Origin of the sequence: Roseovarius sp., assembly GCF_040223625.1 — a bacterium.
Taxonomy (GTDB): Bacteria; Pseudomonadota; Alphaproteobacteria; order Rhodobacterales; family Rhodobacteraceae; genus Roseovarius.
Genome location: NZ_JAVKFX010000016.1, coordinates 37,552 through 50,803, shown reverse-complemented (window position 1 = coordinate 50,803; position 13,252 = coordinate 37,552). Strand labels below are relative to the sequence as shown.

The window sequence follows — 13,252 nt, the reverse complement described above, 5'->3', positions numbered from 1 at the left end:
TTTTCGGGCCGGTAAGTGTAATGTGATAACATCCAATATGGCGGCGCCCCGCCGGGAGCCGCCCCAGCAAGAGGATCCCATGCCATGACCGATTCAAGACTTCCCGTGACCGTGCTTTCCGGCTTCCTCGGCGCCGGCAAGACGACGCTTCTGAACCGGGTGCTCAACAACCGCGAGGGGCGGCGCGTTGCCGTGATCGTCAACGACATGTCCGAGGTGAACATCGACGCCGATCTCGTGCGCGCCGATACCGAGCTGTCGCGCACCGACGAGACGCTCGTGGAGATGTCGAACGGCTGCATCTGCTGCACCCTGCGCGACGACCTGCTCGACGAGGTGCGCCGCCTCGCCGCCGCCGGGCGGTTCGACTACCTGCTCATCGAATCCACCGGCATTTCCGAGCCGCTGCCCGTGGCCGCGACCTTCGACTTCCGCGACGAATACGGCGACAGCCTGTCCGACGTCGCCCGGCTGGACACGATGGTCACGGTGGTCGACGCGGTGAACCTGCTCAACGATTACGCCAGCCACGATTTCCTCCGCGACCGGGGCGAGACCATGGGCGAGGCCGACGAGCGCACCCTCGTGCACCTGCTGACCGACCAGATCGAGTTTGCCGACGTGGTGATCCTCAACAAGGTGGCCGATGCCGGGCCGGAGAAGGCCGACGCGGCCCGAAAGATCATCCGCAGCCTGAATGCCGATGCGCGCATCATCGAGACGAACCACGCGAACGTGCCGGCCGGCGAGATCCTCGATACCGGCCTCTTCGATTTCGAGAAAGCGCACGAGCACCCGATGTGGGCCAAGGAGCTCTATGGCTTCGCCGACCACGTGCCCGAGACCGAGGAATACGGGGTCACCTCCTACGTCTTCCGGGCCCGGCGGCCGTTCGATCCGCAGGGGATCCATGACGTGCTCAACGGGCCGCTGCCGGGGGTGATCCGGGCCAAGGGGCATTTCTGGATTTCCACGCGGCCCGAGTGGGTGGCCGAGTTCTCGCTTGCGGGCAGCCTGTCGACCGTCGCGCCGCTGGGCACGTGGTGGGCCTCGGTGCCGAAGGAACGCTGGCCCGATCACCCGCAGGCGCAAAGCTACCTGGCGAACCACTGGCAGGAACCCTGGGGGGACCGGCGGCAGGAGATCGTCTTCATCGGCGCCGGGATCGACTGGCCCGCGCTGAAGGCGACGCTGGAATCGGTGCTGGTGCCGGAAGAGCGCGCGCCGGGCCCCGATGCGCTGCCCGACCTGCCTGATCCGTTCCCGCAATGGCGTCGATCGGAGGCAGCATGACCCTGGTTCAGACCATCACGGAACAGGCGGTTGCCGGGCTCGAGATTGTCCGACGGCCCGAAGACCTCGATGCCATCTGGCAGGCCGGCGTGGCGGCGGCCCTCTGGCACCGCACACCTCTGCCGACGTTCCAGCAATGGCTCGACGGTCTGCATCCGGATCACCTGCCATCGGCCCGCGTCGTCTTGCGCCCGGCTGCGGTGCGTAACGCCGTAGCATCGCTCTGCCACGGGGCCGGCACGCCGCCCGGGCCGGAACGCGACATGCTGGTCGACGACATCGCGGCGCTGGCCGATATCTTCGCGGCCCTGTCGGGCGCGCCCTACCTGCGCCTGCGCCTCGACCGGGTGAGCGGCAATGCCTGCGGCCGCTTCCATGTCGATGCGGTGACCGTCCGGCTGATCTGCACCTACCGCGGAACGGGCACCGAGTACGGGGCCGGGCAGGGGGGTGACGTGCCGCGGGAGGTTTTCAATGCCCCGACCGGCGCGCCGCTGTTGCTGCGCGGCAAGCTCTGGCCGGCCCGCGGGACCAGCGAGCTCCTGCACCGCTCGCCCCCGGTCGAGGGGACGGGCGAGACCCGGCTGGTTCTGGTGCTCGACCCGGTGGCCGACCCGGAGGATGCCGCGTGAAGACCAATCTCGGCGCAACCCGGGTGCGCCGGCGACGGCGCGCCGGGGATCCGATGGGGGAATATGACAGGCTGCCCGCCTTCCTTCGTCAATGGTTGTCCCGGGCTGCGCTGCCATGGTCTCCCGCGTCCTGCCGCCGGATCTGGCGCGCGGCCGAGGCGGAGGGGGCCAGCGCCGCCGACGTGCTCGCCCGGCTGGACCGGGCGGAGCGCAGGGCCATGCGCAAGGACCGACAGGAACCGGTCTGACCGGGATACCCCGCTTGACCATGTTCGACGGCCTGCGCGCCTGACGCTCTTTTGATCATCTGCGGCATTGAAATCAACGTCACATTGCGTAAATGCGCGGGATGGTACATTCTGGGCTCCGGTATCCGGGCCACCTGGCCATTGCCGCAACTGAAGGGCCGCACCCTTGACCACCGAGAAGATCGCATTGACGGGCGAACTTGCCCTCGGCCTGCTGGACACGGCCGAGCAGGAGCGTGTGCGCCGCGATCTCGAAGGGGATGCGGAGATGCGCGATGCCTTCCGGCTCTGGAACGAGCGCTTCGTGGCCTTCTACGAAACCGACGACCAAACGGGCGTGACACCGCCGCCGCGTGTTCTGAGCAATATCGAGATGACGTTGTTCGGGGACGAGAATCTGTCTTTGTCCGCGCGGCTGTTCGACGCCGTCCGCGCGCCCGAGAACCGGGGGATGGTCGTCATCCTTGCCGTCGCGAAGGCCGCGCTGCTGGCGTGGATCCTCTACCTGTTTCTTTGATCCATCAGTTCGCGGCCGGAACAGACCCGCCGTCGATGACCCGTCCGATATACGGGACGATCATGACCGTGGCAGCGACCGTTGCCACGAGCCCGACAGCCAGTATGCCGACATGGTCGCCGATGTCGTTCGCCAAGGCATAGGCGGCGATCGCGACAATCGGGATATGCAGCAGCGCCGCACAGATTACCTGAACGCGACGCTTTTGGCGGGTTGGAGTCATCTCGGGCCTCCCGGACATTTCTTGTTCTTTCCCGACGGAATCTTGTCACGTCGCACGGGCGCGTGCAAGTCACGGGCCGGTCCAGCGCGTCAGGTAAATCGGGATGCGGGTACAGCGTCGGCATGCGGGAAAACACTCGGGGCCGCTGACCGTGCCTTGCCCGCACGACAGCCGCCCCGAAATGCGCTCAGCCATAGGGCTGGATCATTCGACGATTACATGACACCAAGCAGCCTTTTCACGACGGACCGCCGAGGCAAGCCGGCGGTCCTGACTGCGTTGGTGCGGTAGTCCCCTTGATCGAAGCCCGCGCGGGTACCCTCCAAACAAATTCACTCGTCATGGCCGGGGTCCAAGCTGGCCCGAAAACCAAGCAGGAATAGGGCGGGGCAAAGGTCATTGCGTGATGCGCCTTCCCGAAACATGCCACAAATTATCGTCATGCGTGTATGCATGTCGGGTAGTTCGCTTTCATGCGGCGAGGTTCAGCCGCGTCGCGCAAGATCCATGACAGTTCGGATCAGGCGCAGGTCCCGCCGTTGAGAGAGGCAGACCAGCGTCTCGTCCATGCGCAGCTTCGCCCCTTCGATCGAGACGGCCCTCACCCGGTCATCTGCCCCCAGCTCCGCCCGCGAGACGAACCCCACCCCGGCCCCCGAGGCCACCAGCTCCCGCACGGCCTCGCGCCCCTCTGCGACGATACCGGGCGTCATCCGCAGGCCCTGCCGTGCCGCCTCTTCCTCGACCTTCTGGCGGGTTTTCGAGCCGGTCTCGCGCAGGACCAGAGGACGTTGCATCAGGTAAGACAGTGGCAGGGCGCTCGCACCGGGCGGCAGCAGGTCGGGCGGGGCAAACGCGATGATCTCCGCGCCGCCAAGCGGGACCGTGTCGAATTCCGGACCCGGGGCGATATCGCCCACGACACCGATCTCGGCCCTGTAGGCGCGCAGTTCGTCCAGGATCTCGCCCGTGTTGCCACCGCGCAGCGAGACCATGATCTGTGGATGTTTCGTGCGAAGTTCGCGCAGCAGGCCGGTCACATGGTGGGCCGCATCCGCGATAACGCGCAGCTCGCCCGCCACCGCCGCGCCGGATTGCGACAGGTGCTCGTTGATCTGGGCCTCGGCCTCGAAATAGGGGCGGGTCAGGCGCAGAAGCGCCTCCCCTGCCTCGGTCAGGCGCACCTGGCGCCGGTCGCGGTGGAACAACAGCGTATCATGCGACTGTTCAAGCTTGCGCACCTGTTCCGAGATGGCGGGCTGGGTCAGGCTCAGCGCCTCTGCCGCACGGGAGAAGCCGCCAAGCAGGGCCACATGATGGAACGCCTTTATCTGGGCATACCGCACTATAAGTTCCGCCTATGGATGCATATCCATTACCAATTTTACATATGGACCCGGATACGGCAAGCCTGTGCCAGGCAATCCGGACCGGGACCGACGCGCATGACCCCCCGTATCGAACCGCCCCTGATGGGAGAGCCCTACCTGCTGACCCCGGGGCCGCTGACCACCTCTGCCGCCGTCAAACAGGCCATGCTGCGCGACTGGGGAAGCTGGGACGGCGACTTTCGCGCCATGACCGCCGAGATGAGAGAGCGGCTGGTGGCGATGTTCGGCAGGGGCGGCGAGGCCTTCGAGTGCGTGCCGATGCAAGGGTCGGGCACATTCGCGGTCGAGGCCATGCTGGGAACCTTCGTGCCACGCAACGGCAAGGCGCTGGTGTTGGCAAACGGTGCCTATGGCAAGCGGTCGGCCGAGGTGCTGCGCTACCTGGGCCGCGACGTCGAGGTGCTGGACAAGGGCGACTACCTGCCGCCACGCGGCGCGGAGGTGGCGGAGATCCTGGCCCGCGATCAGGCAATCACCCATGTCGTCGCCGTACATTGCGAAACCTCCAGCGGCATCCTGAACCCGGTCGAGGAAATTGCCGAAGCGGTTGCCGCGGCCGGCCGCCGGTTGCTCATTGACAGCATGTCGGCCTTCGGCGCCATCGACCTGCCGCCCGAAACAGTTCCCTACGAGGCGCTGGTCTCCTCCGCCAACAAGTGCATCGAGGGCGTGCCGGGCTTCGGTTTCGTGCTGGCCCGGCGGGAGGCGCTGAAGACTGCGGCAGGCCGCTCCACCTCCCTCAGCCTCGACCTTCACGCCCAATGGGCCCATATGGAAAAGACCGGCCAGTGGCGGTTCACCCCGCCCACCCATGCCGTCGCCGCCTTCCTCGAAGCCTTGCGCGCGCATGAGGCCGAGGGCGGCGTGGCGGGCCGCGGCGCGCGCTACGCCCGCAACCGCGACGTGATGGTGGCCGGCATGCGAGACCTCGGCTTCGAGACCCTGCTCGAGGCCCGGTGGCTGAGCCCGATCATCGTCACCTTCTTTTGTCCCGCCAACCCGCGGTTCGCCTTCGACCGGTTCTACGACCTGATGAAGCGGAGGGGGTTCATCATCTACCCGGGCAAGCTGACGGTCGTCGACAGTTTCCGCATCGGCTGCATCGGGCAGATGGACGAAGACGTGATGCGCCGGGTCGTCGTGGCCGCGAAGGAGGCGCTGACAGAGATGGGCGTGACCTCTGCCGCGCCGCCCGAAGAAGCGTTACAAGAGCGTGCGAAGCTTGCCGCCTGACAGTAAGGATATTCCGAGATGACCCTGCAAACCCCGATCACCGCGAACGACCGGGCCTATGCCATGCCGAAGGTTCCGGCCGTGGCGATCTGCCTCGACGGTTGCGAGCCGGCCTATCTCGATGTCGCCATCGACAAGGGGCTGATGCCCAACCTAAAGCGCATCCGCGAGGAGGGGACCGAGCGTCGCGCGCATTCGGTCATCCCGTCCTTCACCAATCCCAACAACCTCTCCATCGCGACGGGCCGGCCGCCCTCGGTTCATGGGATCTGCGGGAATTTCCTCTATGATCCGGACACCGGCGAGGAGGTGATGATGAACGATGTCCGCTTCCTGCGGGCGCCGACGCTGTTCTCGCAATTCTACGAGAGCGGCGCGCGGGTGGCGGTGATCACCGCCAAGGACAAGCTGCGCGCGCTGCTGGGGGCCGGGCTGCGCTTCGACGAGGACCGGGCGATCGCGTTTTCTTCCGAGAAATCCGACACGACCGCCAAGTCCGAGCATGGCATCGACAACGCCAGCGCGTGGCTGGGCCGCGCGGTGCCGGAGGTCTATTCCGCAGAGCTGAGCGAGTTCGTCTTCGCCGCGGGTGTGAAGCTCCTGAAGGAATGGAAACCGGATGTCATGTACCTGTCGACCACCGATTTCATCCAGCACAAGTTCGCCCCGGACGAGGAGGGCGCGTTGCAGTTCAACGCCATGGTCGACCGTTACCTTGGCGAGCTGGATGCTTTGGGCGCCGCCGTCGTCCTGACCGCCGATCACGGCATGAAGCCCAAGCATGACGCGCAAAGCCGTCCCAACGTGGTCTACGTGCAGGACCTGATGGACGCGTGGCTGGGGCAGGGCGCGGCGCGGGTCATTCTGCCGATCACCGACCCATACGTGGTGCATCACGGCGCGCTCGGCAGCTTCGCAACGGCCTATCTGCCCGACGGCGCGGATGTCGCCGATATCATGGCGAGATTGCGGGCCACCGACGGCATTATCGAGGTTGTCGACCGGGCCGAGGCCGTGCGCCGATACGAGCTGCCCGCCGACCGCATCGGCGATATCGTCATAGTGTCGGGGGAAAACATGACCATCGGCACCTCCGCCGACCGCCACGACCTTGCCGCGCTGAAGGAACCCCTGCGCAGCCATGGCGGGCTGACCGAGCAGGAGGTGCCGTTCATCGTCAACCGCCGGCTCGACCTGCCCGAAGCGCCCGAGCTTCGCAATTTCGACGCCTTCTACTATGCAACCATGGCGGCCGCGCTATGAAGGATCAGGTGATGACCAAGGCAGATATCCGCCACGAAGGCATGCGGATCGGCGGAGAGACCGTGTTCACCGATCACGTGGTCGAGGTGCGCTATCCCTACACCGACGAGGTCGTCGGTACCGTGCCCGCCGGCACCGCCGAACACGCCCGCCGCGCCTTCGAGATCGCCGCCGGCTACACGCCGAAGCTCACCCGCTACGAGCGCAGCCAGATCCTGCAGAGGGCAGGGGAGCTGATCGGCGAACGGCGCGAGTACCTTGCCAAATGGCTGGTTCTGGAGCTGGGCATCTGCCACCAGCACGCCATCTACGAGACGAAACGCGCGCAGGATGTCTACCAGTTCGCCGCCGCCGAGGCGCTGAAGGATGACGGGGAAATCTTCTCCTGCGACCTCACCCATAACGGCAAGGCGCGCAAGATCTTCACCATGCGCAAACCGGTCCGGGCGATCTCCGCGATCACGCCCTTCAACCATCCCCTCAACATGGTCAGCCACAAGATCGCGCCGTCGATCGCGACCAACAACTGCATGGTCTGCAAACCGACCGAGCTGACGCCGCTGACGGCGCTGACGCTGGCGGATATCCTCTACGATGCCGGGCTGCCGCCCGAGATGTTCCAGGTGGTCACCGGCTGGCCGGGTGACATCGGCGACGAGATGATCACCAACGACAATATCGACATCATCACCTTCACCGGCGGCGTGCCGGTGGGCAAGATGATCGCGTCGAAAGCAGGCTACAGGCAGACGGCGCTGGAGCTTGGCGGGAATGACCCGCTGATCGTGTGCAACGACCTGACCGAGGCGGATCTCGAGAAGGCCGCGACCATCGCGGTCGCCGGGGCGACGGGCAATTCCGGCCAGCGCTGCACCGCCATCAAGCGCATCCTCGTGCAGGAGAGCGTGGCCGACGCCTTCGTGCCACTGGTGCTGGAAAAGGCCAAGGCCATCCGCTTCGGCGACCCGCAGGACCCCGAAACGCAGCTCGGCTGCGTGATCCACGCACAGGCGGCCGAACTTTTCGAGTCGCGCGTCCACGCGGCCGGGAATGCGGGCGCCGAGATCCTGTACCATCCCGGCCGCGACGGGGCGCTGCTGCCGCCCATCGTCGTCGACCGCGTGCCGCATGACAGCGAACTGGTGATGGAAGAGACCTTCGGCCCGATCATCCCCATTGTCCGCGTACCCGATGACGATGCCGACGTGATGCGTATCTCCAACGCCACGCCCTTCGGCCTGTCCTCGGGGGTCTGCACCAACGACCTCAATCGGGCCATCGCCTATATCAACGGGCTGGATGTCGGCACCTGCAACATATGGGAGCAGCCCGGCTACCGGATCGAGATGTCGCCCTTTGGCGGCATCAAGGACTCGGGCAACGGCGTCAAGGAAGGCGTGATCGAGGCAATGAAATTCTTCACCAACGTGAAGACCTACTCGTTGCCATGGCCGGGGTGACGGCGCCCCACGTTGCGTGTTGAAAGGGGCCGCCCTCCCTCGTGGCCCGCGGTGAACTGCAATTTTGCCGGTTTCGGCAATCAGTCCAGTTCGCCCTGATCTGCCCATATTTTGTACCGCGGGTTGGAAAACCTTGCGCAGAATCGGCTCATCTGGACTTATGTATTCTGTGAACTGTCACTTCGCGTTATGGGGAATGGCGGCGACACTCCGCACCATAAAAGCGTTACAATAAGAACCGAGGTTCATCGGGTCAAAGTCCTGAAGGGAGAACATACATGACAACCAAATCCAACCTCACGCGCCGGTCCGTCTTGCGCGGAGCCACTACCCTGGGCGCCACGGCGCTGGCCGCACCGCTCTATTCGAAAAGCGCGCTGGCCTCGTCGGGCGAGATCAACATCCTGATGTGGTCGGACTACCTGCCCGAGAAGTTCATCTCCGATTTCGAAGGCGAAACGGGCATCAAGGTGAACTACACCGGGATCGGCTCGAACGAGGAAATCATCAACAAGATGAAGGCCACCAAGGGCCAGGGCTTCGACATCGTCAGCCCCACCAACAATCGCTCGCTGCAGTGGGAGCCGCTGGAACTGCTTCAGCCGTTCGACATGAACAAGGTCAACATCGACGCGGTGAACCCGTCGATGGCCAAGATCGGCACCGATGCGTGGAACTTCGGCGGCGAAGGCGTGCACTGGCTGCCACATATCTGGGGCACCGAGGGCATCGCCTACCGCACCGACCAGTGGCTTCCGAGCGGCGATGCGCCGAGCTACGGCGATGTCTGGTCGGAAGAGAACGCCGGCAAGACGATGGGCCGTGCGCACTCGATGCTGCTGGGCGCCGGCCTCTACATGGAGGCCTCGGGCCAGATGGAGCCGGGCTCGGTCTGGTCAGCCTATAGCGACGAGGAAACCATGCGGAAGGTCTGGACCCAGATCGCCGACTGGACCATCGAGCGCAAGAACCGGATCAAGCTGATCTGGAACGATGCCGATACCCAGAAGAACGGCCTGCTGAACGAAGGCGTCGTGGTCGGCCAGACCTGGGACGGTCCGCCGCTGGCCCTGAAATCCGCGGGCGAGCCGGTGCATTACCAGGCGCCGGTCGAGGGCGCGATGGCCTGGGTCGACGGCATGTCGGTGCCGATCGGCGCCCAGAACATGGAGCAGATCTACGCCTTCATCGACTTTGCCTACCAGCAGGAGCCTGCGGGCGTCGCCATCGACAGCCACGGCTACAACTCGCCGGTGCTGGGCGCCGACCAGTTTTCGGGCGATACCTACAAGAAGAACTTTGCCGAGGCCTATCCGGGCGACAGCCTGGCCAACCTAAACCCCTGGCCGGCCGAGGCACCCTGGTACGCCGAGGTGCGCACCGAGTTCGTCAACAAGTTCAAGAGCGCGTAAACCGCGCCTTGGCGAACCCCGGCCCCCGTCACGGGGCCGGGGCATTCAGCATGACAGACAAGTGCGCGGCGTCCGGGGATGGGGCGAAACGCGCACGGCCAAGGGGGACAGCAGATGAGTGCAGGGGTCGGTGTCGATCTGGAGAACCTGTGGATCAGGTTCGGCGATTTCGTTGCGGTGCGCGACGCGAACGTGGCCATTGACGGTGGCAATTTCTTCTCGTTTCTCGGCCCGTCGGGCTGTGGCAAGACGACGATCCTGCGGGCGGTGTCGGGCTTCCTCGAGCCGTCGGACGGCCGGGTGCTGATCGGCGGCAAGGACATGAAGGGGATCGGGCCGAACAAGCGGCCGACCGCGCTGATCTTCCAGAACCTGGCGCTCTTCCCGCTGATGAAGGTGTGGGAGAACATCACCTTTTCGCTGGAAATCAAGGGCGCCAGCACGGCCGAGCGGCGCAAGCGCGCCGACGAACTGCTCGACATGATCGCGCTCAAGGGGCAGGGCGACAAGCTGCCCTCGGAACTGTCGGGCGGTCAGCGGCAGCGGGTGGCCATCGCCCGCGCGCTCTGTGCCGAACCGGACGTTCTGCTGCTCGACGAGCCGCTCTCGGCGCTCGACCTGAAGCTGCGCCAGCACATGCGCACCGAACTGCGTGAAATCCAGCAGCGTGTCGGCATCACCTTCATCTACATCACCCACGACCAGGGCGAGGCGCTGACCATGTCCGACAAGATCGCGGTGATGAAGGCCGGGGTGATCGACCAGATCGGCACGGGCCGGGCCATCTACAACGACCCGGCCACGGCCTTTGCGGCATCCTTCGTGGGCGAGAACAACGTCTTCCGCGGCACCATCAAGGAGGTGAAGGGCGACGAGGCGGTGATGTCCACCAACCGTTCGGGCGATCTTCTAGCCACCATCTCGACCGCCAACCGCGGCAAGATGAAAGCGGGCGACAAGGCGATGATGTTCATCCGCCCCGAGGCCTTCGCGATTGCCAGCGCGGGCGCCACCGGCAACCATTTTGTCACCGCCACGGTCACCAACGAGGAATTCGAGGGCAACGCCTACAACATCTTCATGGCGGGCGAGGGCGGCAAGGAACTGAAGGTCTCGCTGCCCAATGTCGGCCAGTCCTTCCAAAGCCATCTCGGGGCGCCCATGACCTTGGAATACGACGTGAGGAACGCGGTGATCGTGCCCCACGGCGAATTGGCGACGGAATAGGGGGACCACGTGATGCCCCGTTTTCTGAAAGAGTTCTTCAATCGCAACGGCTTGGGCATGGGCCTTTTGATGCTGGGCCTCGTCCTCTTCTGGACGATCGGCCTGATCATCCTGCCGCAGCTTTCGATGCTCGACTTCTCGTTCCGGCACAACCTGCCGCCGCCGGCCTACGGCGGGCCGAGTGACACCTATACCCTCGAAAACTACCAATACCTGATCTTCGGTCCGGAAGGCGGCAGCCAGAGCTTCAACAGCGTCGACCTGCGGGTTTTCTACCGCACGATTATCGCCGCGATTTTCGTGACGCTGTTCAACCTCATCCTGTGCTACCCGATCGCCTATTATCTGGGCCAGTCCAAGGGCAACAAGATCCGCATCTTCGCGCTGATGCTGATCATTCCCTACTGGATCAACGAGATCCTGCGCGCCTTTGCCCTGCGCATCATCTTCGGCGAAAGCGGGGTGATCAACACGGTGCTGATGGGGCTGGGCGTCTTCGACGCGCCCTTCGACTTCATCCGCAACGACATCGCGCTCTATGCAGGGCTGGGCTATGCCTACATCCTGCTGATGATCTTCCCGATCTACAACGTGATCGAAAGCCTTGACCGCAACCAGATCGAGGCGGCCCGAGACATGGGGGCAAGCTGGACGACGATCCATCGCCGTGTGGTGATCCCCTACGCCAAGCCGGGCATCAGCTCGGGATGTACCATGGTCTTCATGCTGACCGCCGGCGCGCTGGCGGCCCCGCAAATCCTGGGCGGGCCATCCAGCCTGTGGTTCACGCAGTTGATCTATCAGCAGTTCAACGACAACAATGACTGGCCCCAGGGCGCGGCCTACGCGATCGTTCTGCTGGTGACCTGTATCCTCCTCGTTCTGGCGCTCATGCGCCTGTTCAAGGTGAACATGGGGGATATCGGCAAATGAACCTGTCCGCGATCCGTGTGAGCGTCTGGATCTATCTCGCGATCTTCTTCGCTTACCTGCTGGGGCCGCTGGTGATCATGTCGGTCACCGCCTTCAACTCTTCCGAGTTTCCACAGGCGACACCGTGGGAATGCCTGACCTTCGACTGGTTCGGCGAGTTGTTTCGGGATGAGCGTATCCTGAACGGCATCCGGAACTCGTTCATCATCGGCGCCGGCACGGTGGTCCTGTCGGTTTCAATGGGGCTTGCGGCGGCGCTGGTGCTGACGCAGATCTGGCCGAAACTGCGGGCGACCTATTACACGGTGATCATCGCCCCGATCCTGATCCCCGGCGTGGTGCTGGGGATCTCGACGCTGGTTTTCTGGGACCGGATCAACCGGTTCCTGGGGCTGGGGCCCGACAGCTTCCTGTCGAACGGCATCTTCCTGACCGTGATCGGCCAGTCCACCTTCATCGCGAGCTATTGCATGCTGGTGCTGGTGGCGCGGCTGCAGCGGTACGATGTCGGCCAGACGGAAGCCGCGCTCGATCTCGGCGCGACGCATGCGCAGGCGTTCCGCAAGGTGTTGCTACCCTTCATGCGGCCGGCCATCGCCTCGGCCGCCGTGCTGGCGTTTCTCGCCAGTTTCGAGAACTACAACACCACGACCTTCACTTTCGGCCAGTACCCGACCCTGACGATCGAACTGGCGCAGAAGGTACGGTACGGCATCAACCCGTCGATCTCGGCGCTGGCCTTCATCATCGTCGTGCTGACGGTGTTCTTCGCCCTGCTGAACGAGTCGATCATCCGGCGCCGCCAGCTCGCCTTTGCCGCGCGGCAGAACCGCTCGGTGGGCGAGGTGACGGGCGGCGGCATGAGGCTGCCCCGGTTCCTGTCGGGCAACCCGGCGGCCATTGTCCTCGTCATCTTCTGCATCGGCGCGATCACCGTTGTCGGCACGGCCACGGCCTACAGCCCCGACGCCTGCATCGCCCGCGTAAGCGAGGAGAAACGCCTCGAGGCCGAACAGCGTATCCAGGAGTTGCGCGAGCAGCGTGAGGAGGAGCGCCGTCAGCGGGAAGAGGAACGCCAGCGGAAGTTCGAAGGGGTGTTCGATCCCGACGAACTGACGCCCGGCACCGACGCCCCGGAAGAGGCGGCCCCGGCAGACGGGGACAACTCCGGCTTCGGCAATGTCTTCGACCCCGGCAACCTGCAAGGAGAAGAGGAAAGCGAAGCCCCTGACGAAGGCGGTGACAGCTCCGGGTTCGGCAACGTGTTCGACCCCGGGAACCTCCAGAGCGGCGAAGAGGAGGAGGGCACGGCGCCCACCGAAGAGGATGACGGTTCCGGCTTCGGCAACGTGTTCAATCCGGACAATCTGCAAAGCGAATAGGGCCCGGGATCTCCGGCCCGGCTGTATCGATCGGCCGG

Annotated in this window: 13 protein-coding genes; 11 read left to right on the top strand and 2 right to left on the bottom strand. The window is 64.8% G+C overall.

Annotated elements, in window-relative coordinates; all coding sequences use genetic code 11:
- Nucleotides 1-84 precede the first annotated feature (84 nt).
- From RLN94_RS04530 to RLN94_RS04515, 4 genes are all read left to right on the top strand, one after another.
- A complete protein-coding gene (locus tag RLN94_RS04530) occupies nucleotides 85-1,293 on the top strand; it encodes a GTP-binding protein (protein ID WP_350123180.1) in 1,209 nt (402 codons plus the stop codon).
- A complete protein-coding gene (locus RLN94_RS04525; protein ID WP_350123183.1) occupies nucleotides 1,290-1,925 on the top strand; it encodes a DUF1826 domain-containing protein in 636 nt (211 codons plus the stop codon). Before RLN94_RS04530 ends, RLN94_RS04525 begins: the two co-directional genes overlap by 4 nt.
- The gene (locus tag RLN94_RS04520) at nucleotides 1,922-2,173 is read left to right on the top strand and encodes a DUF6525 family protein (protein ID WP_350123186.1); all 252 of its coding nucleotides are present in this window, start codon (nucleotides 1,922-1,924) and stop codon (nucleotides 2,171-2,173) included. Before RLN94_RS04525 ends, RLN94_RS04520 begins: the two co-directional genes overlap by 4 nt.
- Before the next feature lie 166 nt (nucleotides 2,174-2,339).
- Nucleotides 2,340-2,690 (top strand): hypothetical protein, encoded by a 351-nt coding sequence (locus RLN94_RS04515; RefSeq protein WP_350123189.1) that lies wholly within the window; start codon nucleotides 2,340-2,342, stop codon nucleotides 2,688-2,690.
- A gap of 4 nt (nucleotides 2,691-2,694) precedes the next feature.
- Here RLN94_RS04515 and RLN94_RS04510 read toward each other — a convergent pair whose 3' ends face one another.
- Together RLN94_RS04510 and RLN94_RS04505 are read right to left on the bottom strand one after the other, a co-directional pair.
- Nucleotides 2,695-2,913, bottom strand: coding sequence for a hypothetical protein (locus RLN94_RS04510; RefSeq protein WP_350123192.1), 219 nt, complete (start codon nucleotides 2,911-2,913; stop codon nucleotides 2,695-2,697).
- 485 nt (nucleotides 2,914-3,398) lie between these two features.
- A complete protein-coding gene (locus tag RLN94_RS04505) occupies nucleotides 3,399-4,259 on the bottom strand; it encodes a LysR substrate-binding domain-containing protein (RefSeq protein WP_350123195.1) in 861 nt (286 codons plus the stop codon).
- A 99-nt stretch (nucleotides 4,260-4,358) separates the two neighbouring features.
- Here RLN94_RS04505 and RLN94_RS04500 point away from each other — a divergent pair, with 99 nt between their 5' ends.
- The 7 genes from RLN94_RS04500 (at nucleotide 4,359) to RLN94_RS04470 (ending at nucleotide 13,214) form a co-directional block, all read left to right on the top strand.
- On the top strand, nucleotides 4,359-5,537 hold the full coding sequence (locus tag RLN94_RS04500; protein ID WP_350123198.1) for a 2-aminoethylphosphonate--pyruvate transaminase: 1,179 nt from the start codon (nucleotides 4,359-4,361) through the stop codon (nucleotides 5,535-5,537).
- Nucleotides 5,538-5,555: 18 nt separating this feature from the next.
- On the top strand, nucleotides 5,556-6,800 hold the full coding sequence (gene phnA / locus RLN94_RS04495; protein ID WP_350123201.1) for a phosphonoacetate hydrolase: 1,245 nt from the start codon (nucleotides 5,556-5,558) through the stop codon (nucleotides 6,798-6,800).
- A gap of 11 nt (nucleotides 6,801-6,811) precedes the next feature.
- On the top strand, nucleotides 6,812-8,260 hold the full coding sequence (gene phnY, locus RLN94_RS04490; RefSeq protein ID WP_350123204.1) for a phosphonoacetaldehyde dehydrogenase: 1,449 nt from the start codon (nucleotides 6,812-6,814) through the stop codon (nucleotides 8,258-8,260).
- A gap of 278 nt (nucleotides 8,261-8,538) precedes the next feature.
- The gene (locus tag RLN94_RS04485) at nucleotides 8,539-9,672 is read left to right on the top strand and encodes an extracellular solute-binding protein (protein ID WP_350123207.1); all 1,134 of its coding nucleotides are present in this window, start codon (nucleotides 8,539-8,541) and stop codon (nucleotides 9,670-9,672) included.
- Nucleotides 9,673-9,786: 114 nt separating this feature from the next.
- Nucleotides 9,787-10,899 carry an ABC transporter ATP-binding protein gene (locus RLN94_RS04480; protein ID WP_350123210.1) on the top strand — a complete coding sequence of 371 codons (1,113 nt, stop codon included), beginning with the start codon at nucleotides 9,787-9,789 and terminating at the stop codon, nucleotides 10,897-10,899.
- Between the two features lie 12 nt (nucleotides 10,900-10,911).
- Nucleotides 10,912-11,832: an ABC transporter permease gene (locus RLN94_RS04475; RefSeq protein ID WP_350123213.1), complete on the top strand. Its 921-nt coding sequence runs from the start codon at nucleotides 10,912-10,914 to the stop codon at nucleotides 11,830-11,832.
- Nucleotides 11,829-13,214, top strand: coding sequence for an ABC transporter permease subunit (locus tag RLN94_RS04470; protein WP_350123216.1), 1,386 nt, complete (start codon nucleotides 11,829-11,831; stop codon nucleotides 13,212-13,214). Before RLN94_RS04475 ends, RLN94_RS04470 begins: the two co-directional genes overlap by 4 nt.
- Nucleotides 13,215-13,252 lie beyond the last annotated feature (38 nt).